Genomic DNA, 23,612 nt, shown 5'->3' on the forward strand with positions numbered 1-23,612 from the left:
CGGCGCGGGAGGAAACCATGACCACGCCAGCGGAGCGGACGATCGACGTCCGCCGATTTCTTGATGAACAGCCGATCTCCGGCTTCCAGTGGCTGATCTTCGCCCTGTGCTTCGCGATCGTCCTGCTGGACGGCTTCGATACTGCCGCCATCGGTTATATTGCCCCCTCGCTCCTGGGCGAATGGAACATCGCGAAGGCAGATCTCGCCCCGGTGCTCAGCGCCGCCCTGTTCGGCCTCGCCGGCGGAGCCTTGTGCTCCGGCCCCCTGGCCGACCGCTTCGGCCGCAAGCTGGTGCTGCTCGCGGCGGCGGGCGTGATGGGCGTCGCCAGCCTCGTCGCCGCCACCGCAGGCAGCCTTGATGCGCTGGTGATCTGGCGTTTCGTCACCGGTCTGGGCCTCGGTGCCGCCATGCCGAATGCCGTGACGCTTGTCAGCGAATACTGTCCGGCCAAGCGCCGTGCACTCGTCACCAATGCCATGTTCTGTGGCTTCCCCCTGGGCGCGGCGGCCGGCGGCTTCGTCGCAGCCTGGATGATCCCGCACTTCGGCTGGCGCAGCGTGCTGGAACTCGGCGGCGTCGCCCCGCTTGTGCTTGTGGCGGTGATGGTCGTCCTGCTGCCGGAATCGGTACGTCACCTTGCCCAGCATGGTGCCCCGGCGGAGAAGATCGGCCGCATTCTTCAGCGCATTTCCGCGGCCGCGAAGGGGGCGACCCGCTTCGTGCTCGATGAAGGCGAGGGCACTGCGGAAGCCGGCCGGCGCGGCATCACCGTGGTGTTTTCCGCGCCCTATATCCTCGGCACGCTGTGCCTGTGGATCGCCTATTTCATGGGCCTGGTCATCTTCTACGGCCTCATCAACTGGATGCCGATCATCCTGCGCGACAGCGGCATCAGTCCCACCCAGGCGACGCTCATTTCGGCCTTGTTCCCGCTGGGTGGCCTCGGCGCCATCCTTGCCGGCTGGCTCATGGATCGCTTCCATGCCGATCTGGTGGTGGCCGCCGGCTTCCTGCTCACGGCGCTGGCGGTCTATGCCATCGGCCAGGTGGTCGGCCAGATCGGCCCGCTCACAGCGGCGGTCTTCATTGCCGGAACCGTCATGAACACCGCGCAATCCTCTCTGCCCGCGCTGGCCGCCATATTCTATCCGACCCGGGGCCGGGCCACCGGGGTGGCCTGGATGCTCGGCATCGGACGGTTCGGCGGCATTGCCGGCTCGTTCCTGGTGGCCGAGCTTGGACGGCAGCAGTTCGGCACCGCGGCGGTGTTCCTGGTGATGGCGGTACCTGCCCTGATCGCCACCCTCGCGATCCTCACCAAGGCGTGGCTGGGGCCGAAGCCCGATGCCTCGGCTGGCCCGGTGCCCTCGCTCGGCCATTGAGCCCCGCGAGCGCACCGGCGCGACCATCTTCCAGGCGCCGCCCGGGCGCGCATCGTCTCAGCCTGCCGGTGATGGAAAGGCATCGCCTGCGTCGCCGAAGGCCTGCCATCCGCCATCGACCGAGAGCACGGTGCCGGTCACATAGCGTGCCGCGGGAGAGACGAGGAACGCCACCGCCTGCGCGATGTCGTCCGGCTGCGCCAGGAAGCCCAGCGGAATGCGCCGGCGGATGCGGCCGAGGTCGATCCTGCCGTCGCGCTCCAGGGCCTTCACGAGGGCGGTCTCCACATAGCCGGGCGCCACCGCATTGACCCGGATGCCGGTCGGCCCGAACTCGCAGGCCATGCTCCGCGTCAGGGCGACCACGCCTGCCTTGGCCGCGCCATAGGCATTGCGACGGGGCAGGCCGGTAATGCCGGCGATGGAGCTGAGGTTGACGATGCTGCCGCTGCGCCGGGGCAACATCACCCGCGCGGCTTCCCGCGAGACCAGGAACACTCCGGTGAGGTCCACGTCGAGGATCTTGCGGAAGCGCGCGGCGTCCTGTTCCACCGTGGGCAGGTGGGTGTCGGCGATGCCGGCGTTGTTCACCACCGCGTCGAGGCCTCCGAAGGCGGCGACCACCCGCCGCATCGCCTCGGTCACGTCCTCCTCCACCGACACGTCGGCGCGGATCGCGAGATGGCTCGAGCCCAGTTCCGCCGCCCGCGCGGCGGTGGCGCCATCGTCGAGATCGACCAGGGCGAGGCGCCACCCTCCGGCAGCCAAGGTGCGTGCAATGGCCCAGCCGATACCGTCGGCCGCGCCGGTGATCAATGCGGACGGGCTCATGGCGCAGCCTCCCCGAAGCCGGGACGCGGCACGAGGCTCATCAGGGTCTGCGACAGGCCGCCGTCCACCACGATCTCCTGACCGTTGACATAGGACGCCCGCCCGCTCGCCAGGAACACGGCGACGTCGGCGATGTCCGAGGGATGACCGATACGGCGCACCGGCACCATGGCCTCACGCTTCTCGGCGATACCCGGCGCGGTGTAGAAGGGCTCGCTCAGGGGCGTGCGCACGAGGCCCGGGCTGACCACGTTGGAACGCACGCCGCGCGGCCCCCATTCGAAGGCGATCTGCCGCGACAGCATGGACACCGCAGCCTTGCCTGGGCTGTAGGCGCCGCTGAACGGCTGGGGCTCGCTGGCGGCGATGGACGAGATGTGCACGATGGCGCCCGCGCCCTTCTCCAGCATGGCCGCGCCAAAGGCGCGGGTAGTGAGGAAATAGCCGGTGAGGTTCACCTTCAGCATGTGCTCCCAGTCCGCCGTGGCGACCGTGTCGATGCCACCGGGCCGCAGGATGCCGGCATTGTTGACGAGGATGTCGGCCCCCCCGAACGCCGCCAGCGTCGCCGCAGCAGCCGAGGCGATGCTGGCCTCCTCGGAGATGTCGCATTGAAGCGCCAGCGCCCACCCGCCAAGCTTCTCCACCGCGGCCTTGGTCTCGGCGCAGGTCTCCGGATTCCTGTCGGCGAGGGCAAGGTTCGCGCCGGCCTGCGCGAAGGCGAGCGCCACGGCGCGTCCGATGCCGCCGCCGGCACCGGTGACGACGCATGTGCTGCCTCGAAGGCCAAGCCAGCCGGTGTCGGGCGCGCTCATTGGGCCGCTCCTTCGTTGTCGAGGAAGCGGGTCACCGAGGCGAGGTCGATTTTCGTGATGAAGCGGTTCTCCTGCGCCACCAGCAGGTGGCCGGAGGCCGAAAGATAAGCCGGCCAGTCGGGATCGGCATCCCGCGCGATGCGGCGGCGGTCATAGTCGGCGAGGCTGTCGTAGCCCCACAGGTGCACCACCTGGTTCTGCGCGCCGATGTCGCTGGCGAAAAAGGCGATGGGCGGCCCCAGGTGGCGCAATTGCACCGGCATGGCGAGGGTGTCGAAGATCTCGATGAATTCGCCGAGGCCGCGGGGCTTGATGGTGTAGATGCGCAAGTCCGCGATACGGTATCCGGTCATGACAATCCTTGATGTGTTTCGCATCCCGGAGAGGTTCAGGCCCCCGGGGATGCACGTCACGGAGCCCAGGGGGCCGGGCGTATTCAGGTCTTCACGAAGGGGCAGCCGCCTTCGGCCACAGGCCGGAAGGCCTCTTCGGCCGGGATGGTGGAGACGAGCTTGTAGATGTCGCCGGGGGCCTTGCTCTCGGCGGGAGCCTTCACGGAGAACAGATAGGCGGGGTGGATCTTGCGCCCGTCCTCACGCACGCGGCCGGGGCCGAAACAGTCGTCGTCCGTGGGCATCTGCTTCATCACGGCGATGGTGTCCCGCCCCGAAGCCTTGGCGCGGGCGACGCCCAGCGCCTTCACCGCCTTGAGATAATGGGTGACGCCGGAATAATCCCCGGCCTGGCTCATGTTGGGGAACACGCCCGCCGGCAGCTTCGGGGCGATGCGCTTCATGAAAGCGCGGGTGCGGTCGTTGAGGTCCCAGTAGAAGGTCTCGGTGAGGGAAAGGCCATGGGCCACCGGCAGGCCCATGGCGATGACGTCGGTGATGTATCCCACGGTGGCGGCGAGGCGCACCTTGCCGCCGGCGTCGAGGCCGAATTCCTGCGCCTGCTTCAGGCAGGTGATCAGCTCGGTGCCGGAATTGCAGAAGGCCACCACATTGGCGCCGGAGGCCTGGGCTTGCAGCAGGAACGAGGAGAAATCCGCGGTCGAGCCGTAGGGATATTTCACCGCGCCCGCGACCTTGCCGCCGGAGGCCTCTATGAAGCGGGTGGCATCCGCCTGCGCGGCATTGCCGAAGGCATAGTCGGCGGTGACGAAGAACCATCTCGTGCCGCCGGTCTTCACCAGCGCCGTGGCGGTGGAATGGGCGAGGCACCAGCTGTCCCAGCTCCAGTGCAGGAGATTGGGGCTGCAGCTCTTGCCGGTGAGGTCGGAACTGCCGGCGGAGGTGACGATGGAGACCTTGTCGCGCTCCTGCAGGATACCGCGCGAGCCCAGCGCGATGGCGCTGTTGCCCACGTTGGTGATGACGTCGATGCCGTCCTCGTCGAACCATTTGCGGATGATGGTGAGGCCCACGTCCGGCTTGTTCTGGTGGTCGGCGACCACCAGCTCGACCCGGATGCCCGGATTGGCGGCGGTGAACTCCTCTATGGCCTGCCGGGTGCAGGCGACGCTGGTCGGCCCCTCCACGTCGCGATAGATGCCGGACATGTCGGTGATGTGGCCGATGCGGATGGTGTCGTCGGCGGCTCGCGCCCTCCCCGCCGGACCGAGCCCGAACGCGGTGACGGCAAGGCTTGTGCCGAGAAAGCTCCTGCGATCCATGGCCATGGCATTTTTCCCTTATAGTTCATTGTTTTGTCTTTGTTTTTCGTCAGTAGGCGGAGGCGCCGGCCAGGTGCCGCCCGGTGACATAGCCCGACGTCATGATGGGCCCGAGCGTGATGCCGGCGCCGGGATAATTGCCGCCCATGATGCTCGCCGCATCGTTGCCCACGGCGTAGAGGCCGGCGATGGGAGCCGCGTTTGTGTCCAGCACCCGGCCGAGGGGATCGGTGGAAAGCCCGTCGAAGGTGCCGAGATCGCCCATGACGATCTTCACCGCATAGAACGGCCCCTGACCAATGGGCGCCACCGTGGGGTTGGGCTTGTGGTCCGGGTCGCCGAGATAGCGGTTGAAGGCGGTGGAACCGCGGTGGAATGCCGGGTCCTCTCCCTTTTCGGCGCCCACATTGTAGGTGCGCACTGTCGCTTCCAGGGCGGCGGCATCGATGCCGGCCGCGCGGGCGAGGTCGGCCAGCGTGCGGCCCTTCAGCAGATAGCCGGTGCGGGTATAGAGCGAGGTCGGCACCGGAGCGGGCTTGGCAAAGCCGAGGCCGTACTTGCGGATGGTGGCATGGTCGCAGACCAGCCAGGCGACGGTCTCGCCCTGGCCCTCGCTGTCGGCGATCATGGCGGCGCCCACGTCGTGGTAGGAATTGGCCTCGTTGGTGAAGCGGCGGCCGTGCCGGTTCACCGCGATGACGCCGGGCTTGTAGCGGTCCACGAGGTGGGGGAAGACACCGAAGCGTCCGTTGCCCAGGGGCACTTTCGACACCGGCATCCAGGCCGCCGCATCGGGAAAGCGCGCCTCGAACTGCCCGCCCACGGTTTCCGCGAGGCGGATGCCATCGCCGGTATTGCCCTCAGGCGTGGGCGAGACATGCGCGCCGCCACGCCGGCGGTGGGGATAGATGCCCGCAAGACGCGCCTCGTCATGGGGGAAGCCGCCGCAGGCCAGCACCACGCCGCGTCGCGCGGTGATGCGCTGGGTGCCTACGGCGTCCTTCACGACGGCGCCGGTCACCGCGCCATCCTCGACGATCAGCTGCTTTGCGGCCGTGCCGGTGCGGATCGGAACGCCGCAGTCGAAGGCCGACCTGGCGAGGCGGGCCGCCAGCGCGTTGCCGCTCGTGACCTGAACACCGCGCCGGTACAACAGAAGGTCCTTCAGGTGGCTGGCAAGGCGCTTCGCCACATAGACCGCGGAAGTGAGGGAGCGCGTGGCGTTGAAGAAATGCTTCAATTCATTGTTGGACGAATTGAACATCATGCCGATGAAGGTGATGGTCGCGAGCGGCGGCTTGAGCCGGTTCATCTCCGTTCCAAGGCCACGCGCATCATAGGGCGCGGCCACGACGGAGCGGCCGATGTCCACCCCGCCCGGCAGGTCCGGGTGGTAGTCGGGATAGGCGGAGGCGACGAACTTCACTTCGGTCTCGCGCTCGAAGAATTCGAGCATGCGCGGGCCGTTGTCGAGAAAGCATTCGATCGCGTCCTCGCGGTAGAAGTTGCCGGTCTCGGTCTTCAGATAGAGCCGGGCGGCCTCTCGCGTGTCGGTGACGCCCTGCGCCGCAGCATGGGGATTTCCGGGGATCCACAGCACACCGCCCGAAAAGGCGGTGGTGCCGCCGAAATGCTCCTCCTTCTCCACCACGACGACGTCGAGGCCGTGCTTCCTCGCAGTGACCGCCGTGGAGAGGCCGCCGGCTCCGGACCCGATGACCAGCACGTCGCACACGAGCGGGGCGTGTTCGCTCAAAGACATGAAAAGGCTCCTCCTCGACACGCGCCGGGCGTGTGAAGTCCGCGCTTCCTGTGCGCAAAAGGCGTTGTGTGATCGCATGGCACCGCGGCGCCGACGCACTGGCGTCGCTCACTCCGCGGCTGGCTTGCCCAGCTCTTCGACGGCTCGTTGATGTGCCATGGATAGGCCCGCCGAAACCGGCCGACAATGGATGAAAGCAAAATCCTGTTGTACTTTTCGTAAGGCCACAGCATCCTCCAGGTCATGTCACAACAATGCTGCACTTGCGAATGACACGACGAAATGTGATCCCGAGCTTCTTTCTATACGACGAAGCCTTGGCAGACGTGGATCTCGACTTCCTCCACGTGGAAGCCATCCGTATCCGCTCGAGCGTGCATGATTGGACGATCCGTCCACATGCCCATCCCGAGCACGTCCAGTTCCTGTTCGTGACCGAGGGCGGCGGGCGCATCCGCGTGGAGGATGACGAGTGGCAGCTCGACCCGCCCACGGTGGTGGTCATCCCCCCGACGGCGGTTCACGAAATCCGCTTTGAACCGGGCTCGGACGGCTTCGCCCTCACCATCGCCGCTTCCTACGTGATGGCGATGGCGCGGACGGATCCGGCCTTTGCCGATGTACCCGCCACCGTGGGCCTCTATTCAGCCCAGGGGCCGGATGGCGACGGCTACGGCCTCCTGGATGCCTTCCAGTGGCTGGAGCGGGAATTCATCGGCGCGGCGCCGGGGCGGCGGGCGGCCATCGGCGCACACTTTCTGCGGGTGCTGGTCGCGCTGGCCCGGCTGAAGGATGGCGGTGCGCCGGCTGGAGGACCGCTGATGCGCCGCGATGCCGATATCGTGGTGCGCTATCGCCGGCTCATCGAAGAGCATTTCCGGCAGGCCCAGCCGCTCACCTTTTATGCCGACGGGCTCAACATCACCTATGCCCGCCTGAATGCCGCCTGCCGGGCGGTGGCGGGCAAGAGCGCGCTGAAGCTCATGCACGATCGCCTGATGATCGAGGCCAAGCGCAACCTGCTCTACACGAGCATGAGCGTCGGCGAGGTGGGCCATGCCGTCGGCTTTCAGGATCCGGCTTATTTCAGCCGCTTCTTCACCCGCCATGCGGGGCGCTCACCGGCAGCGTTCCGTGCCGCACCGCGATAGGACGCAGACGCTCACGCCCGCGCCGCGGCCCGCGTTCGGTAATAGGCGATGGTGGCGGCAATGCCCGTGTCGAGGGACGTTTCCGGCAGGTCCGGCAGCACGTCGGCGAGGTGATCCGGCGCCAGTTCCCCGGCAATGGGCATGGGGGAGCCGGCGGCGGTGATGTGCGCATCGGGCACCTCGCGCCGGATGGCGGCGATCACCTCGTCGATGGTAGCCGGGCGCCCGGCCAGATTGAAGGCGTGCGCGCCCTCCATCGGGGCGGACAAGGCTTGCTCGAAGGCCGCCGCCACGTCGTCCACATAGATCATGCCGGCGGTGCCCACATAGGGGATCACATAGGGCGTGCCCTGCGCGGCCGCGCGGCAGGCGAGCGTCGGCCCGGCGCTGGCGCCTTCCTCGCCGCGGCCCGGCCCGTAGACGATGAAGGGCCGGAAGCCGATGCTGGCGATGTGATGGTCGTCCCAATAGGCCCGGGCGCTGCCTTCGCAGGCGAGCTTGAAGGCGCCGTAGTGGGTGGTGGGACAAGGGATGTGTCCGTCCCGCGGCCCGAACACGCCCGCCGAACTCGCATAGACGAGGCGCGGCACGCCCTCGCGCCTGGCGGCCTCGAAGGCGTTGAGGGTGCCGATGAGGTTGATCTGGGCGCCCTTCACCGGATCCGCCCGGCAGGCGGGCGTAAGGATGCCGGCCATGTGCACGATCCCGCCGCAGCCCCGCACGGCCGCATGTACGGCGTCTGCGTCGCGAATGTCGGCCTTGCGCCAATCCACCTCGCGGGTGAGGTCGCCGAGGATATCGCGCACGGCGGCGCTATCGCTGGCAATGTCGAGGACGCGCACGGCGATGCTCCGCCGGAGCAGGCGGCGGATGATCCAGGCGGCGATGAATCCGGTGCCTCCGGTGACGAGGACCTTCATGGCTTGACCCCTGTGCTCGATCGCGGGACGCCCCGGGTGGCGCCTCAGTATCCCGGCCTCGGGATGTGGCCCATGAGGGAGCGGCGGAGGCCGCCATCCACAACGATCTCCTCGCCGTTGACGTGGGAGACCCGGGCACCGGCGAGGAAGACCAAGGTCTTGAGGCCCAGCCAGTCCCCGTTCTCCTGTGCCATCGCGGCGTTGCTTTCTGATGGTTGCGTTCTGCTCAGACGGCGACCGGCCGGCGATGTTCGATCGCGTGGACGACCCGCCGTGCGCGCTCCAGCGCGAGGCGCGCCCATTCCTCGATGCCGAGGCGCGGCTTCTCGGTCACGTTGGGCAGTTCCAGGCTGATGGGGAGATCACGCGGCAGCACGGAGAACATGTCGGCGAGGTCGATGCCGCCGTCGCCCGGCAGCAGACGCTCGGCGCGGGCGGTGTGGATGAGGGCCTCGGCGGTGGTCGGAATGTCGGCCGGTGCGTCGCACATCTGGGCATAGTGCAGCAGATGGCGCGGAATGGCGGCAAGATCGGCGAGTGTCGTCGCCGAGCGGGCAGTGTGCAGCGCATCCACCAGTATGCCGCCGTTGGGCGCTCCTGCGGCCGTGACGATGCGCAGGGCGGTCTTCGCGTCCGGCACCATCGTCCACGGCATGAATTCGAGGTCTGCCGTCAGCCCATAGGGCTGAGCCGCGGCGCAGAAGGCGGCATAGGACTGGACGAGGCGCGCTTCGTCCGGATCATCGCCCGCCACCAGCACCGCGCGGGCCGAAAGCCGCCCGCACAGATCGAGGAAGGCCGCCACGTCCTCCACGCGGAAATCGGGGGCGATCCGCACGATCTCCATGTCGAAGAGGGTGACGCCGGTATCGGCCAGGCGCGCCCGCGTTTCCCGCTCCGCGGCAGCATCGTGGAGCAACGGGTTGACCGCGCCGCCCGGCGCGGCCGGCAGCGCCCTGAGGCCCACCGCGCCATAGCCGAGGCGATGGGCGAGCAAGACCGCATCCGGCGCGTCGAGGGGCGCGCTCGTGAGATAGGCCAGCGAATAGACGGGCTCCACGGCCGACCTCCTCAGGCGAGCGGCGAGATGGCGGTGGGCAAGGCGATGACCGAGCGCATGTCGCCGGTGAGAAGTGCCGGCCCGCCGGGCGGCGGCCATACGCCCTCGGCGACGGAGCGGGCGCGCTTCTCGGCGCGGTCGTCGAGGCTGGCATAGGGCCAGATATGGGTGATGCGGGGCGTGCCCTCCAGCGCATACATGGCGATGGTGAGGGGCGAGAGGGCCACGCGCCCCGGGATCGCTGGACCCCAGACGCGCTCCACCGCCGGCAGGCAGCCGTGCTTCACGCGATAGGTGCGGATCTCGTAGACCGGGCCGTATTTGCCCGGCACCACCGGCGGCGAGAAGGAATAGGGCGCATAGCCCGTGAATTCCATCTCCACGATGGCATCGCCCGCGCCGAAGGGGTCGGTGGCGGCGTGGATGCGGGCGCGGTCGGCCTGCATCGCGTCGTCGTCGGCAAAGCTGCGGAACACGATGACGCGGTTGAGGTCCCCGATCTCGCTGACGAAGCAGCCGAGCAGCGTGCCGGCGCCCGGCGTCTTCGCATGGGCCTCGATGCCGGCGGTCACCGCAGGCACGGTGCCGAAGCGGATGGTGAGGGACAACAGTTCATAGCGCATGGGACTCTCCGGGCGGACGCTGTCCGCTGTCGATGGTGTCGGAAGGAAGGGGGGTGCCGCTGGCGTGGTGCGCGGCGACGAAGCCGAAGGTCATGGCTGGGCCGAGGGTGATGCCGCCCGCCGGATAGCGCCCGCCCATCACGCTCGACATGTCATTGCCCACCGCATAGAGGCCGGCGATGGGCGTGCCCGAACCGTCCAGCACCCGGGCATGGGCATCGGTGGCGAGGCCGGCGAAGGTGCCGAGGCTGCCGGCCACCACCTTCACCGCATAGAACGGTCCGTGGGCGATGGGTGCGACGCAGGGATTGGGCGTGTGCGCCGCATCCCCCTGCACCCGGTTGTAGAGGCTGGAGCCGCGGCCGAAGGCGGGGTCCTCGCCGCGCGCGGCGGCGTGATTGTACTCGGTGAGGGTCTGTTCGAGCCCGTCGGCATCGATGCCGCAGGCACGGGCCAGCTCGGCGAAGCTGTTGCCGCGCTTCAGATATCCGTTGGCGAGCCAGGGGCGCAGCGGGAATGGCCGGGGCCGGGTGCGGCCGAGGCCGTAGTGGCGCTGGAAGGGATGGTCGCAGATCATCCAGGCTTCCACGGGCGCGCCGGTGGGCGTCGCCGCCAGCAGCGCGCGCATCACGTCGTGATAGGAATCGGCTTCGTTGGCGAAGCGCCGCCCATCCCGCCGCACCATGATGAGGCCGGGCTTGGCGCGTTCGACGAGGTGGGGATAGGACGCCGGGGTGCCATCGGCCTGAGGAACCTGCGACACCGGTGCCCAGGCGCCGGCGTCGGAGAGGTCCGTACGCAGGCGGCCCCCCGCGGCCTCCCCCAGACGAATGCCGTCGCCGCCATTGGTCTGCGGCGCCGCCGACCAGTGCTCGCGGCCGGTCGGTGCGTGGGGAAACAGCGCCGCCTTGCGGGCGAGGTCATGGGGAAAGCCGCCGCTCGCCAGCACCACGCCGCGCCGCGCGTGGATCTCCTGCACCGTGGCTCCGGAGCCGGCGACGATGCCGCAGACCCGGCCGCCTTCCACCAGCATTTCATGGGCTGGAGAGGAGGCGAGGATGGTGACGCCGAGATCGTCGGCCGATTTCAGCAGGCGGGCGATGAGGGCGTTGCCGTTGACCAGCTTCATGCCGCGGCCGTGGCGCGCCACGTCGATGAAATGGCGCAGGATGCGCCCGGCGGCATGGGAGAAGGAGGAGGGGTTGCGCGTGGCCTCCAGGAAATGGTGCATGTCGCGCCCTGCGGCGATGCCCATGCCGAATGGGGAGATGAGGTCGAGGGGGGCGCGCAGATCGGAAATGCGCGCGCCGAGCAACCGTCCGTCGAACGGCGCCGCGCACAGCGAGCGCCCGCCCTTGGCCGAGCCGGGCGAGGTGTCGTGAAAATCGGGAACGGCGTTGCCGTCCACGAAGGCGAGGCTGGTGTTGCGGCGGAAGAAATCCACCATGCGCGGACCCTGCTCCAGCAGCATGGTGGCGAGGGCCTCGTCATAGGCGTTGCCCAGTTCGGCCTTCAGATAGGTACGCGGTGCCTCGATGTCCTCGACGATCCCGGCCTCCACCGCCAGCGGATTGCGCGGGATCCACATCCATCCGCCCGACCAGGCGGTGGTGCCGCCGATCTTGCCATCCTTCTCCACCACGACCACCTCGAGGCCGAGGAAGGCGGCGGTGACGGCGGTGGCGAGGCCGCCCGCTCCCGAGCCCACCACCACGAGGTCGCAGGTTCGCGTCGCGTTTTGGTGTGCGGCGCCGGAGGGCGCAATGGGGCCGGGATGCTGGTTCATGGCCGCTGCTCCCCGGCTTCGCAGGCATGGCGCACGGCGCGATAGGCGAAGGTGATGGCAGGGCCGATGGTGATGCCGGGGCCGGGATAGGTGCCGCCCATGATGGACTGGGCCTCGTTGCCGCAGGCATAGAGGCCGGGAACCGGAGTGCCGTCCTCCTTCAGCACCCGCGCCCATTCGTCGATAACGAGGCCGGTGGCGGCACCGATGTCGCCGGGATAAAGCCGCACGGCGTAGAAGGGCGCGGCTTTGATCGGGCCGAGGGTCGGATTGGGGCCGTGCGCCGCATCGCCGTTGATCCGGTGATAGGCGGTGGTGCCGCGGCCGAACTGCGTATCAACTCCGGTCTTGGAGTAGGCGTTCATGGCGCCGACGGTTTCTTCCAATACACCGGCATCCATGTTCAGCTTCGCCGCGAGGGCGGCGATGGTGGGTGCCTCCACCAGATAGCCGTCGTCGAGGAAGGGCTTCAGGTTGCGCGTGCCCATGCGCACCATGCCGAGGCCAAATCTCCTCAGGCCCACCGCATCGGTGATGATGAAGCAGGGGATGGTCGGCCGATCCCGGTTCGCCGCGAACATGGCCTTGCCGAACTGGTGGTAGGAGGTGGATTCGTTCACGAAGCGCCGCCCCGTCTGATCCACGCACACGGTGCCGGGCTTGGAGCGGTCCATCACGAAATGGGGGAAGACGGCGGTGGAGCCATCGGCGCGGCTGCGCACCGAGACGGGCGCCCAGAAGGCCGGCTGGTCGCCCCCCGTGCCGAAGCGGGCCCCGAGCTTCATGGCGAGGTCCTGCATGGAGCCGGTATGTCCGGGCGCGGCAGGGCTGTAGGCGGGTGTCGGCCGGGGCAGAAGCTCGGCCCGGCGGGTGGGGTGGCGGTTGAAGCCGCCCGCCGCGATCACCATCCCACGACGGACGCGGATTAGCCGCTCCGTACCGTTCTGCGCCACCGTGACGCCTTCAACGCCACCGCGCCCCGCGTCGACGTCGCGGACGGTGGCTTCCAGCAGAATGGGGACGTTGCGCGCCTTGAGAGAGGCGAGCATGCGCCCGACCAGGGCATTTCCCATCACCAGCCGGCTGCCGCGCCTCTGCGCCAGCCGGTCCCGGCCGTACCAGGCGAGGATCGCGGCGGCATGCCGGAACGAACGCCAGGACTTCGTCAGTCCCAGCAGGTGCCCGATGTCGGTGCGGTCGATCATCATGCCGCCGAGGATGGTGAATTCCGGGATTGGCGGCCGGATGCGCGCGAGGTCCGCACCGAGGCTGCGACCGTCAAAGGGCACCGGCTCCAGTGCCCGCCCGCGCAAGGTGGCGCCCTCATGGTCCTGCTCATAGTCCGGATGGGTGGCGTAGGGGCGAAAGCGCACCTGCGATTGGTCTTCGAGGGTGGCGATGGCCTCGGGTCCGCTCTCCAGGAAGGCGCGCCGCAGCACCGCCGGGGAACGGTTGCCCACCACGCCGTCCAGGAAGCGCTCGGCGTTCTCGAGGCTGTCGTCCGCGGCCACCTCGGTGGAGTGCCGGTTCATGGGGATCCAGGTGGTGGCCGCGGACAAGGCGGTGGTGCCGCCGATGTATTCGGTGCGCTCCACCAGCAGCACCTTCAGATCGGCGATGGCGGCGAACAGCGCCGTCGCCATGCCGCCGGCTCCGGAGCCGACGACGACGAGGTCATAGACGTCGTTTGGGGGGAGGGCGTCCAGGGTGGTGATCATGGCGCCGGCTCAAGCGTTGGAGTCGGTGTGCAGCAGAAAATCCACCATCTTTTCCTGCAGGGCGAAGTACATTTCGGTGCCGGTGGAGGTGGGGCAGCCGGCGGCGCGGGCGGCGGCGATCAGCGGCGATACCGCCGGCTGGGTGATGACACAGCCCACATGGGTGGCAGGCGCGAGCCTCGTCACATCCACGGGCAGCGGATCGCCCTCCTTCATGCCCATGGGCGTGGCATTGGCGACGAGGTCGAAGCCGGCGGGATCGGTGGAGCCCACCACCGCCCGGCCCTTGCCGAGCGTGTTGAGGCGGGCGACGATGGCATCGCGTCGCGCCCCGTCGGCGTCATGGATGGCGAGCTCGGCGACGCCCGCATCGATCAGGGCGAGAGCGATGGCGGAGCCCGCGCCGCCCGCCCCCACCAGCAGCGCCCGCTTGCCGGCAGGATCGAAGCCCGCATTGACCGCGGCGCCGACGAAGCCGAGGCCGTCCACGATGTCGCCGTACCAGCCACCCTCGGGCCGCTGGCGCATGATGTTCACCGAGCCGATGAAGGCGGCGCGGTCGGAGGCTTCGGCGCAGTGGGAAAAGCAGCCGAACTTGTGGGGCACGGTGACGACGACGCCGCCGAGATTTTTCAGCTTGCCCGAGACGGCGAGCAGGTCGCCGAGATCCCCGGTTCCCACCTGCACCGGCACAAGGATGCCGTCATGATTGCGGGAGAGAAAGGCTGCCGTCATGCCGGCGGGGGATTTCACCTGGGCGATCGGATCGCCGACGATGATGTAGAGGCGGGTTGCGCCGGACAGGTCGATGTTCATGGGGGGCTCCGTGGAGAGGGCGCGCGTCAGCTGGCCGCGGCGATGAGGTCTTCGCCCTGCACCACGCCGAGGAGGCGGGCCTGCAAGGCGTGATCGGCTTCCAGCCGCCCGGCGTCACCGGCGAAGGCCACCTGTCCGTTCACCAGGACATAGGCGCGGTCGACGATGGGCAGGACGGTTTCGGTGTGGTGCTCGACGATCACCATGGCCACCTTGCCGCGCAGCTTCACGAGGGCTTCCATGACCTCGTTGACCACGGCGGGCGCGAGGCCCTCGAACGGCTCGTCGAGCAGGATCAGCTTGGACGGCATCACCAGGGCGCGGGCAATGGCCACCATCTGGCGCTCGCCGCCGGAGAGGTTCTCTGCCCGCGCCGACTGGCGGGTCTTGAGCCGCGGGAACAGCTCGAACACCTCGTCCAGGCTGATGCCGCCGGGCCGGGCCGCCAGCTGGAGATTTTCCACCACCGTCAGGTTGGGGAACAGGCGCCGGCCTTCTGGCACCAGGGAGATGCCGCGGCGGTTGATCTCGTAGGGGCGCAGGCCGGTCAGCGCCTCGCCCTTCAGCTTCAACTCGCCGGCCGCGAGGGGCAGGCTGCCGGTGAGGGCGCGCAAGGTGGTGGTCTTGCCCACGCCGTTGCGGCCGAGCAGCGCCACCGCCTCGCCCTCATGCACCACGAGATCGATGCCGGTGAGGACGCTGGAGCCGTTGTAGCCGGCGACCATGCCTTTGGCCTCGAGGAGGATCGGCGCTGCGGCATGGGCTTGGCGCTCCACTGCCGGAGGGGCCGCGCGTTCGCCGTCCTTGGCTGCGCCGAGATAGGCGGCGATCACCTCCGGATGGGCGGCCACCTCCAGCGGCGGTCCGTCGGCGACGATGCGGCCCTGGTGCAGCACCGAGATGCGATCGGAGATGGCAAGGACCCGGTCGATGTCGTGCTCGATGAGCAGCACCGCATGGCTGCGCGACAATCGCTTGATGAGATCGGCCACCACCACGCGGTCCGCCTCGGCGAGACCGGCCAGCGGTTCGTCCAGGAGCAGCAGCTTGGAGTCGATGGAGAGCGTGACGGCGATCTCCAGCAGACGCTTGGCGCCGTGGGGCAGATCGGCGCTGCGCGCGGCCGCCTTGTCGGCCAGGCCGACGGCGTCGAGCAGCGACCAGGCCCGGGCGTTGATCGCATCCAGGCGATGGGCGTCCACGAACAGGCCCCGCGCTCCGCGCCGCTGCGCCTGTACCGCGATGCGCACGTTCTCGAACACGGTAAGGTGCGGGAAGATCGACAGGATCTGGAACGAGCGCCCCATGCCCAGCCTCGCGCGGGCGTGAAGCGGCAGGCGGGTGACGTCGGCTCCCTCGAACAGGACCTGTCCGGCCGTCGGTGGCAGCACGCCCGTGAGCATGTTGAAGAAGGTGGTCTTGCCGGCGCCGTTCGGCCCGATGATGGTGTGCAGCGTGTTGGGATAGACGGTGAAGTCGATGCTCCTGGCCGTGACGAGGCTGCCGAAGCTCTTGTTGAGCCCTCGCGTCTCGAGGATCGGCTTGCGCGAGTCGAGCGCCTGCAACGCGCTGGAATAAGGCACGATCAGCCCCGGGCGCTGTGGGATGGTATTGCGTGTCAGGGTCCAGCGCTCGCAGCGGAACAGCCGCTGGACGAGGCCCTGGATCCCTTCCGGGGAGAACAGCGCGAAGGCAATGAGCAGCGGGGCAAAGATCAGCCACCAGTTCTCGGTGATGGCGGAGAGGCGGTTTTCGAGCACGATGAAGGTGATGGCGCCCCACAGCGGCCCGAGGAAGTGGTGCACGCCGCCGAGCACCGTCATCAGCAGGCTGTCGCCCGCATGCTGCCAGCCGAGATTGTTGGCATAGACGCCCTGCAGCAGGAAGGTCAGCAGCGCGCCGGCATAGCCGACCACGACCGCGCACAGGATGAAGCCCACGAGCCGCACCCGGTAGACGTCATAGCCGAGGCTCGCCGCCCGCACGTCATTGTCGCGCACTGCCTGGAGCACGCGTCCGAACGGAGCGTGGGCGAGCCGCCACAGCAGCCACATCACCCCGACCACGGTCGTCACCACGAAGACATGGAAGGTCAGCGGGCTCTCCATGAGCGGTCGCGGAACGCCCTGGATGCCGTTCTCGCCGCCGGTGACGGAGGTCCATTTGAAGGCGACTTCGAACGCGATCTGCGAGCAGGCGAGCGTCAAAAGGGAAAAATAGAGCCCCTTGCGCCTCAGGATGACGGCGCCGATGCCAAGGCCCAGCAGGGCGGCGAACACCATCGACAGCCCCAGCGCGCCGATCTCGTTGCCGCCGAGCCCGAGGATGAAATAGGCCGCGGCATAACTTGTACAGCCGAAGAAGACCGATGCGCCGAAGGGCACAAGGCCGGTATAACCGATCAGCAGGTTCACCCCGGCGCCGTAGAGCGCGTAGATGGCGATCTGGGTGACGAGCTGGATCGGGGCGCCGAGGGCGAGCCACAACGCGCTGAGCGCGCCCAGCACCAGGGCGGTCCACAGGACGGGATGGAGGAGTACGGCGCGGAGGGTCATTCGAAGCGCTCCCACTTCTCGCCGAAGAGGCCGCGAGGGCGCGCGATGAGGACGACGGCCATGAGCACGTACATCGCGACGCCGGACCAATCGGGATAGAATTGAACTGTCAGGGCGGTGACGAGGCCCACCATGAGGCCGGCGACGATGGCGCCGCGGTAGGAACCGAGGCCGCCGATGGTGACGATGACGAAGGCCGGCATGATCGCCGCCGCGCCGATGGCGGGGCTCACGGTCCAGAGTGGCCCGGCCAGCATGCCGGCGAGGCCGGCGAGCAGGCAGCCGATGCCGAACACGCCCGAAAGCACGATGGGCAGGTTTATGCCGAGCAGGCCCACCATCTCGGGATCGCGCGAGCCGGCCCGGATGATGCGGCCGAACGGCGTGTAGGCTAGGAACGCCCAGAAGGCGACCAGCGCTGCGATGGTCACGCACAAAACCGCAACGCGGTAGGTGGTGATCAGGATCGCGCCCCATTCCACGAAGCCGGCCAGCGGCCTCGGCGGACTGAAGGGCTGGGGTGCGCCGCCGAAGATGAGCCGCAGCAGCGCCTCCACCAGCAGGGCCAGGGCGAAGGTGAGGATCAGGCTGATGAGGGGCTCCTTGTCATAGAGCCGCCGGATCAGAACCATCTCCACGACCATGCCGATGAGGCCGGTGAGCAGCGGTGCGAGCAGCGCCGCGCCCCATCCGAACTGTTGCGTCAGCACCAGAGCAAGATAGGCGCCGATGGCGAAGAAGGCGCCGTGCGCAAAGTTCACGATGCCCAGCATGCCGAAGATGATCGACAGGCCGACAGCAATCAGAACGTAGAGAAATCCAAGTACCAGGCCATTTACGGCCTGTGATAAGATCATGTCGAGCATTACCATGTCCTCGTGGGGGCAGTCGCGCGCGACCGGTCGCGGTCCCGTGTGGGGCCGCGTCCAGGACTTCGTGCGCCGCGAAGCAGCGGATGCTCAGATGCTGTCCATCTTGCAGGCCGAGGCGGTCTCGGGGCCGTAGAGGGCGTCCGCCTCGGCCTCGGTCTTCGGCACCTCCGCCTTGACGTCGAAGAAGTCCCACTTGTCGGTAATCTTGGGCTTCACGCCGAGCACGACCACGGTGCTCGTCAGCTGGTGGTCGAAGGGCCGGAAGGAGATTTCGCGCGTCCCGCCGCGTCGGGTCTGCCAGCGCTCGAGGGCGTTGACGACCGCCGTCGAATCCGTGGAGCCCGCGGCCTCGATGGAGTCGAGAAGGATGTTGGTGCCGAACCATCCCATCCAGGCTTTGTCAGCTGGAGGGCGATTGTATTTCTTCTCGTATGCCGCCGTCATGGCCTGTTCATCTGGCGGATTGGCGGGGTTCTTATAGTACCAGGTGCTCGTGTAGAGGCCGTCGGCGGCCTCGGGCCCCACGCCCCACAGGTCGGTGTTGCCCACCGCAATTTCCGCGAACGGGATGCGACCACGCATGCCCAGTTCGTTCCATTGCTTCAGGAAACCCATGAGGTCGCTGCCGGCGATGCCGCCGATGACGACGTCGGGCTTGGCGGCGCGAATCTTCAGGATGAAGGAGGAGAAGTCCTGCGTGCCCACGGGCACGTCATCGGCACCCACGATGGTTCCGCCGATCTCTTTGGCGTACTGGCCGAAGAAGCGCTTGATGTCCTGGCCGAAGGCATAGGCGGCCGTCAGCAGGTACCATTTCTTGCCGATGGCGGCGGCCTGAGGGGCCAGCACCCGTGCCTGCACCTCCACCGGGGCCTGGGTGCGGAAGGTGTAGCGATTGCAGGATGCGCCGGTCAGGGCGTCGGCCGCCGCATTGGTGGCGATGAAGGGCACTTTTGCCTTCTTGGCCACCGCCGAGATGGCGAAGGCGTGGGACGAGAGCGCCCCGCCGACAAGGCCCGCCACCTTGTGCTCGCCGACCAGGCGCTCGGCATTCTGCTGGGCGCCCTGCGGATTGGGCTCATCGAGCCAGACAATCTCCGTCGGCCGCCCAAGCAGGGTTCCGCCGCGCTGCTCCAGCGCAAGGAAGCTGCCCTGGGCGAGATGCTCGGATTGGCCGACGATAGGACCGGTCTTGCCGTAGAGCATGCCGATGCGGATCGGCTCGGCTGCATGGGCGCGGCCGACCCACGGCATGGCGACGGCACCGGCGGTCGCGCCGAGCAGCAGGTTGCGTCGATTGATGGCGAATGCGCCGGAGCGCGGACTCGTTTCGTCGCCCATCCTGTCCTCCCTGGAAGGCGTTTTTCCCGGAATGTCCGCTTTGCGGATTTTTTGGTGGTGGTCCGCGGGCTCGCCATGGAGCCCGTCACTGGACGGCTCATTCGGTAGCACGACTGGAATTGGATTCCAATTTTAATTTTGGAACTGGATTCCAGTTTTATTGACCGCGGCTCCGCTCCTGTGAAAGGCTGCGCCGTCTGCCGGTGCCCGGCCGCCGCGCGCGGAAGGGGCAAAGGCGCCGGTTGCAGTCGATCGGCGCCAGACCTATCAGTGGAGGCAGCAATGCCCGGTGCAATGGCCCCTTCTGCCAGGACGTCGCTGCCCTCTGGCGTGGGTGCGGATCCCACCAAAGGCGGCCGGCCGGTCACCGTGCAGAATGGACAGCGTGACGAGGCCATGGACAAGAAACTCCCGCAAAGCCCTGTCGAGAGCGATGCCGAGGCCGGCCCCAGCGGCCTTCTGGAGCGCACCCTTGCGGTGCTGGAGCTGCTGGCGGTCCATGCTCACGGCCTGCCGCTCTACGAGGTGGCCGACCATCTCCACATTCCGCGCAGCGCCACCCATCGCATCCTGACCAGCCTTGTGGAGCATGGATACGTGCGCCAGGAGCGTCAGCTCGGCGCCTATCTGCTCACGGCCAAGTTGACCTCGCTGGCCTTCACCTTCCTCGCCGCCAGCGGCATCACCGACTTTGCCCAGCCCATTCTCGACCGTCTCGCTCACGAGTCCGGGGAGCTGGTGCGCCTCGCCATGATCGACGGTCGCGAATTGATCTGGGTGGCGAAATCCCAAGGCTCGCCCTTCGGGCTGCGCTATGACCCGGACATGGGGCAGGTGGGTCGCCTGTCCTGCTCGGCCTCGGGCCACGCCTGGCTGTCGTGCCTGCCGGAAGAGGAGGCGATCGCTCTGGTGGAGACTCAGGGCTATGGGGCGCGTCGCGACTTCGGCCCGCGGGCACCGGAGACCCGGACCGCGCTGCTGAAATATCTGCGCGTCGCCCGCAAGCGCGGCTTCGCCGTGACCGTGCAGACCTATACGCCGTGGATGAATGCCTGTGCCGCCCCCGTGCGCAGTATCGCCACCGGCGAAGTGACGGGAACGGTGGTGATTGCCGGTCCCAATGTGCGCCTCACCGAGGCGCGCATGCTGGGGCTCGGGACGCTGCTGATGGAGGCGGCGCGCGAACTGTCCATGGCGGTGAGCGCCTCTCCCGGCCTTGCCGCGCGGCGTGGGAGTGAGCGGTCGAGTTTCTTTGCGGGACCGGGCGAAGCCTGAGCGGGGAGGGGGTGCTCACCCCTCCGAAATCGCCTTAGCAAGAGCACGTACTTGCTTCGGTCTCTGGGCTTTTTCGGTCGCGCGGCGATGACTTTGGCCGATGAACACGTAAGCCGCCGGCACCACGTAGAGCGTGAACAGCGTGCCGATGCTCGCCGCGATCCTCGCCGGGCAGGCGTCCGAGATAGGCCATCAGCTGGTTGCGCTGCTGGGCGAGCTGCTTCTGCAGCGGCGGCAGGGTGGCCTGCGTCTGGGCAAGGTTCGACTGCTGCGACAGCACGTCGGACTGCGCCACCGCGCCCAGCTCGAACTGGCGCTGGATCAGCGTGAGCTGCTCCTGCTCCGACTTGATGATGTCGTTGGTGGCCTCGATCTGGGCGAGCGGGGAGGCATCGGCGATGGCGGAGGTGACGACGTTGGCGGTGAGGCTGAGATAGGTCGCCTCCAGCTGGTAGCGCTGGTCGTCCGCCTGGGCCTCGATGGCTTCCACTTGCCGGCGGGTGCCGCCCCGTCCAGCGCATAGGACACGCTTACGGTCGCATTGTAGAGGTTGTAGGGGCTGCTGCTGCCGCTCTGGCCCTGCGTCGCTTATCTTGGAGCGTTACAGTCGGCTGTCGCCGGCCTGCAGGTGTTTCCGGAGAGGGCTGCGATGCCGCCGCAATGGGAGCCATTGCGCGCGAGGCCACACTTTCCAACGATGTGTCATCACGTGTGATCGGCATCATACGCCCAACCTCGCCGCCGTCATTCCGCCCGGACCAGCCGGGAGACATAGGCGAAGCGGTCGCCCGGGTGGATGCTGACGGAAAGAAGCGCCAGTTCGCCGGCACCCAGGAAATAGGAGCGCGTGATTTCCAGCGCATGGCCGTTCACCGGTGCCTGGAGCGCCGCGGCCATCCGCTCGGGCACGCCTGAGGCGCGCAACGTCTGCTCCACCTCGGCGATGCGGCGGCCGGCCGCTTCCTCCACCAGTTCGGAAACCGCGCCCACATGCGTTGCCATGCGGGCGCGCACGTGGTCGGCGTATTGCGCATCCACATAGACGTCGGTCCAGCAGATGGGCGGGGCCTCGGGATCCTTCCGGTCGACACGACAGTAGGAAATGCGCAGCCAGCGAGAACCCGGCTGGAGGCCGAGGCGCTTGGCCTTTTCCCGATCGGCCACCATGTCGGCGAGGGTGAGACCTTCGCGCCTGGTGTCGGCGGCGTACTGCGAGATCGCCTCGACCGAGCCGAGGGTCTGCGAGAAGCCCTGGCCTGCCCGCTGAGGCTCCGCCGCTTCCACCCGCGTGCCAAGGCTGGGGCGGCGGGAGACCATTCCGAGCTTCTGAAGTTCGTCGAGGGCGGCGCGCACGGTGGAGCGGCTGACCCCCAGGGCCAGGGCCAGGGCCGGCTCACTCGGCAGGGTTGAGCCCACCGGATGCACCCCCTGGCCGATCTCTCCAACCAGTTGGCGGGCGACCTCCGCATACCTCTTGCTCAACGCTCGGCTCTCCCTGGCAACTCGAAAATGGATAGCACGCGCCATTGTCCGAACAAAACGCTTGATATTTGTACGGACAATGTGTTTTGTTCGTACAAAATCAAATCAAGTCCCCATGACCTGGGAGGTCACATGTCCAGCACCGTTTTCGATTCACTCCTGTTCCGCGACATGTTCGGTACCCCCGCCATGCGCGCGGTCTTCACCGACGAGGCCCTTGTCGACCGTTATCTCGAGGCGGAAGCGGCGCTGGCCCGCGCCGAGGCGAAGCTGGGGCTGATCCCCGCCGCCGCGGGAGAGAAGATCGATGCCGCCTGCCGCAGCATCGAGATCGACTTTGAACGCCTGCGCCGCGAGACCGAGATCGTCGGCTATCCCATCCTGCCGCTGGTGCACCAGCTCGCCGAGGCGGCCGGCGATGCGGGAGGCTTCGTGCACTGGGGCGCGACCACGCAGGACATCATGGACACGGCCAACGTGCTCCAGATCCGCGCCGCACTCGATCTCGTCGAAGCCGATATCAAGGCCCTGCAGGACATCCTCGCCCGCCTCGCCAAGCGGCACCGCGACACGCCCATGGCCGGCCGCACCCATCTCCAGCAGGCCCTGCCAGTCACGTTCGGCTACAAGGTGGCGGTCTGGCTTTCCTCCATCGACCGCCACGCCGCGCGCCTTGCCGGTATCCGCGAGCGCGTGCTGTTCGGCGAGTTCTCCGGCGCGGCCGGAACCCTCGCCTCCATCGGCGAGGGCGGGCTCGATGTGCAGGCGGCCTATTGCGCGGAGCTGGGCCTCGCCCAGCCGCCCATCACCTGGCATGTGGCGCGCGACGGCATCGCCGAGGTGATCTGCTATCTCGGCCTCGTCACCGGATCGCTCGCCAAGATCGCCACCGACGTGATGCTGATGATGGCGACCGAGTTCGGCGAGGTCTCCGAACCCTTCGTCCACGGCCGCGGCGCCTCCTCCACCATGCCGCAGAAGCGCAATCCCATCTCCTGCGAGCTGATCCTTGCCGCGGCGAAATCGGTGCGCCAGCAGGTGGCCACCGCTCTCGACGGCATGATCCACGACTTCGAGCGGGCCACCGGCCCCTGGCACCTCGAATGGATCGCAATCCCCGAGAGCTTCATCCTGACCGCATCCGCCCTGGCGAACGCCCGCTACATGCTGGACGGGCTGGTGGTCCACGAGGCGCGCATGCGCGCCAATCTCGATCTGACCGGCGGCCTGATCGTCGCGGAGGCCGTGATGATGGCCGCCGCCCCGAAGCTGGGCCGCCAGCATGCCCATGACGTTGTCTACGAAGCCTGCCGTGTCGCCATCGAAGGCGCGAAGAAGCTGGCCGATGTGCTCAAGGCGAACCCGGACGTGGTCGCCGCCCTCGGAAGCCCCGAGGCGGTCGACCATGCCTGCGACCCGGTGAACTATCTCGGCCTCTCCGCCGAGATGACCGACCGCGTCGTGGCCGGCCGCGCCTGACACAACACAAAAATGCAACGGGGCCTGCCGGCGGGAGCCCGGCAGGTCATCCAGAGGGAGGATGCT

General features: G+C 68.1%; 20 protein-coding genes and 1 pseudogene. 4 read left to right on the forward strand and 17 right to left on the reverse strand.

What is annotated here, in order from left to right; all coding sequences use genetic code 11:
* Positions 1 to 17: 17 nt before the first annotated feature.
* Entirely contained in the window at positions 18 to 1,385 is a 1,368-nt protein-coding gene (locus FZ033_RS12260; RefSeq protein ID WP_149576408.1) for an MFS transporter, read from the forward strand.
* A 57-nt stretch (positions 1,386 to 1,442) separates the two neighbouring features.
* On the opposite strand, the gene FZ033_RS12265 is transcribed toward FZ033_RS12260, so the two are convergent.
* The 5 genes from FZ033_RS12265 to FZ033_RS12285 all read right to left on the reverse strand — a co-directional run bounded on the left by FZ033_RS12265 (position 1,443) and on the right by FZ033_RS12285 (position 6,468).
* Positions 1,443 to 2,216: an SDR family NAD(P)-dependent oxidoreductase gene (locus FZ033_RS12265; protein ID WP_149576409.1), complete on the reverse strand. Its 774-nt coding sequence runs from the start codon at positions 2,214 to 2,216 to the stop codon at positions 1,443 to 1,445.
* Complete coding sequence (locus tag FZ033_RS12270) at positions 2,213 to 3,031, reverse strand: SDR family NAD(P)-dependent oxidoreductase (protein WP_149576410.1); 819 nt, start codon at positions 3,029 to 3,031, stop codon at positions 2,213 to 2,215. The genes FZ033_RS12265 and FZ033_RS12270 overlap by 4 nt, the downstream gene beginning before the upstream one ends.
* A complete protein-coding gene (locus tag FZ033_RS12275; protein WP_149576411.1) occupies positions 3,028 to 3,384 on the reverse strand; it encodes an NIPSNAP family protein in 357 nt (118 codons plus the stop codon). The genes FZ033_RS12270 and FZ033_RS12275 overlap by 4 nt, the downstream gene beginning before the upstream one ends.
* 83 nt (positions 3,385 to 3,467) lie before the next feature.
* A complete protein-coding gene (locus tag FZ033_RS12280) occupies positions 3,468 to 4,712 on the reverse strand; it encodes an ABC transporter substrate-binding protein (protein ID WP_149576412.1) in 1,245 nt (414 codons plus the stop codon).
* Positions 4,713 to 4,755: 43 nt separating this feature from the next.
* The gene (locus tag FZ033_RS12285) at positions 4,756 to 6,468 is read right to left on the reverse strand and encodes an FAD-dependent oxidoreductase (protein WP_149576413.1); all 1,713 of its coding nucleotides are present in this window, start codon (positions 6,466 to 6,468) and stop codon (positions 4,756 to 4,758) included.
* A gap of 326 nt (positions 6,469 to 6,794) precedes the next feature.
* Here FZ033_RS12285 and FZ033_RS12290 point away from each other — a divergent pair, with 326 nt between their 5' ends.
* On the forward strand, positions 6,795 to 7,619 hold the full coding sequence (locus tag FZ033_RS12290) for a helix-turn-helix domain-containing protein (RefSeq protein ID WP_232847460.1): 825 nt from the start codon (positions 6,795 to 6,797) through the stop codon (positions 7,617 to 7,619).
* Between the two features lie 11 nt (positions 7,620 to 7,630).
* Here the strand turns inward: FZ033_RS12290 and FZ033_RS12295 are convergent, their stop codons facing one another.
* The 10 genes from FZ033_RS12295 to FZ033_RS12340 form a co-directional block, all read right to left on the reverse strand.
* Positions 7,631 to 8,539, reverse strand: a complete 909-nt coding sequence (locus FZ033_RS12295) for an NAD-dependent epimerase/dehydratase family protein (RefSeq protein ID WP_149576415.1) — start codon at positions 8,537 to 8,539, stop codon at positions 7,631 to 7,633.
* Between the two features lie 44 nt (positions 8,540 to 8,583).
* Positions 8,584 to 8,733, reverse strand: a complete 150-nt coding sequence (locus tag FZ033_RS12300; RefSeq protein ID WP_210247885.1) for a hypothetical protein — start codon at positions 8,731 to 8,733, stop codon at positions 8,584 to 8,586.
* Positions 8,734 to 8,765: 32 nt separating this feature from the next.
* Positions 8,766 to 9,599: a sugar phosphate isomerase/epimerase family protein gene (locus tag FZ033_RS12305; protein ID WP_149576416.1), complete on the reverse strand. Its 834-nt coding sequence runs from the start codon at positions 9,597 to 9,599 to the stop codon at positions 8,766 to 8,768.
* Positions 9,600 to 9,610: 11 nt separating this feature from the next.
* Entirely contained in the window at positions 9,611 to 10,222 is a 612-nt protein-coding gene (locus FZ033_RS12310; protein ID WP_149576417.1) for an NIPSNAP family protein, read from the reverse strand.
* Positions 10,212 to 12,008 carry an FAD-dependent oxidoreductase gene (locus FZ033_RS12315; protein WP_149576418.1) on the reverse strand — a complete coding sequence of 599 codons (1,797 nt, stop codon included), beginning with the start codon at positions 12,006 to 12,008 and terminating at the stop codon, positions 10,212 to 10,214. The genes FZ033_RS12310 and FZ033_RS12315 overlap by 11 nt, the downstream gene beginning before the upstream one ends.
* Entirely contained in the window at positions 12,005 to 13,726 is a 1,722-nt protein-coding gene (locus tag FZ033_RS12320) for an FAD-dependent oxidoreductase (RefSeq protein WP_149576419.1), read from the reverse strand. The genes FZ033_RS12315 and FZ033_RS12320 overlap by 4 nt, the downstream gene beginning before the upstream one ends.
* Before the next feature lie 9 nt (positions 13,727 to 13,735).
* Positions 13,736 to 14,542, reverse strand: a complete 807-nt coding sequence (locus FZ033_RS12325) for a shikimate dehydrogenase family protein (RefSeq protein ID WP_149576420.1) — start codon at positions 14,540 to 14,542, stop codon at positions 13,736 to 13,738.
* Between the two features lie 26 nt (positions 14,543 to 14,568).
* Positions 14,569 to 17,097, reverse strand: a complete 2,529-nt coding sequence (locus FZ033_RS12330) for a branched-chain amino acid ABC transporter ATP-binding protein/permease (RefSeq protein WP_149576421.1) — start codon at positions 17,095 to 17,097, stop codon at positions 14,569 to 14,571.
* Positions 17,094 to 17,963 carry a branched-chain amino acid ABC transporter permease gene (locus FZ033_RS12335; RefSeq protein ID WP_188079452.1) on the reverse strand — a complete coding sequence of 290 codons (870 nt, stop codon included), beginning with the start codon at positions 17,961 to 17,963 and terminating at the stop codon, positions 17,094 to 17,096. The genes FZ033_RS12330 and FZ033_RS12335 overlap by 4 nt, the downstream gene beginning before the upstream one ends.
* Positions 17,964 to 18,056: 93 nt before the next feature.
* Positions 18,057 to 19,310 carry an ABC transporter substrate-binding protein gene (locus FZ033_RS12340; protein ID WP_149576423.1) on the reverse strand — a complete coding sequence of 418 codons (1,254 nt, stop codon included), beginning with the start codon at positions 19,308 to 19,310 and terminating at the stop codon, positions 18,057 to 18,059.
* A gap of 396 nt (positions 19,311 to 19,706) precedes the next feature.
* Between FZ033_RS12340 and FZ033_RS12345 the strand changes: the two genes are divergently transcribed.
* On the forward strand, positions 19,707 to 20,585 hold the full coding sequence (locus FZ033_RS12345) for an IclR family transcriptional regulator (RefSeq protein WP_149576424.1): 879 nt from the start codon (positions 19,707 to 19,709) through the stop codon (positions 20,583 to 20,585).
* A 148-nt stretch (positions 20,586 to 20,733) separates the two neighbouring features.
* On the opposite strand, the pseudogene FZ033_RS12350 reads toward FZ033_RS12345, so the two are convergent.
* Together FZ033_RS12350 and FZ033_RS12355 are read right to left on the reverse strand one after the other, a co-directional pair.
* Positions 20,734 to 21,167 (reverse strand): annotated as a pseudogene (locus FZ033_RS12350) (TolC family protein); the annotation flags it as partial.
* Positions 21,168 to 21,329: 162 nt separating this feature from the next.
* On the reverse strand, positions 21,330 to 22,067 hold the full coding sequence (locus FZ033_RS12355) for a GntR family transcriptional regulator (protein ID WP_149576425.1): 738 nt from the start codon (positions 22,065 to 22,067) through the stop codon (positions 21,330 to 21,332).
* A 132-nt stretch (positions 22,068 to 22,199) separates the two neighbouring features.
* Here FZ033_RS12355 and pcaB point away from each other — a divergent pair, with 132 nt between their 5' ends.
* The gene (pcaB, locus tag FZ033_RS12360) at positions 22,200 to 23,546 is read left to right on the forward strand and encodes a 3-carboxy-cis,cis-muconate cycloisomerase (protein WP_149576426.1); all 1,347 of its coding nucleotides are present in this window, start codon (positions 22,200 to 22,202) and stop codon (positions 23,544 to 23,546) included.
* The last annotated feature ends 66 nt before the right edge of the window (positions 23,547 to 23,612 follow it).

The organism is Xanthobacter oligotrophicus, from assembly GCF_008364685.1.
In the GTDB taxonomy this organism is placed as follows: domain Bacteria; phylum Pseudomonadota; class Alphaproteobacteria; order Rhizobiales; family Xanthobacteraceae; genus Xanthobacter; species Xanthobacter oligotrophicus.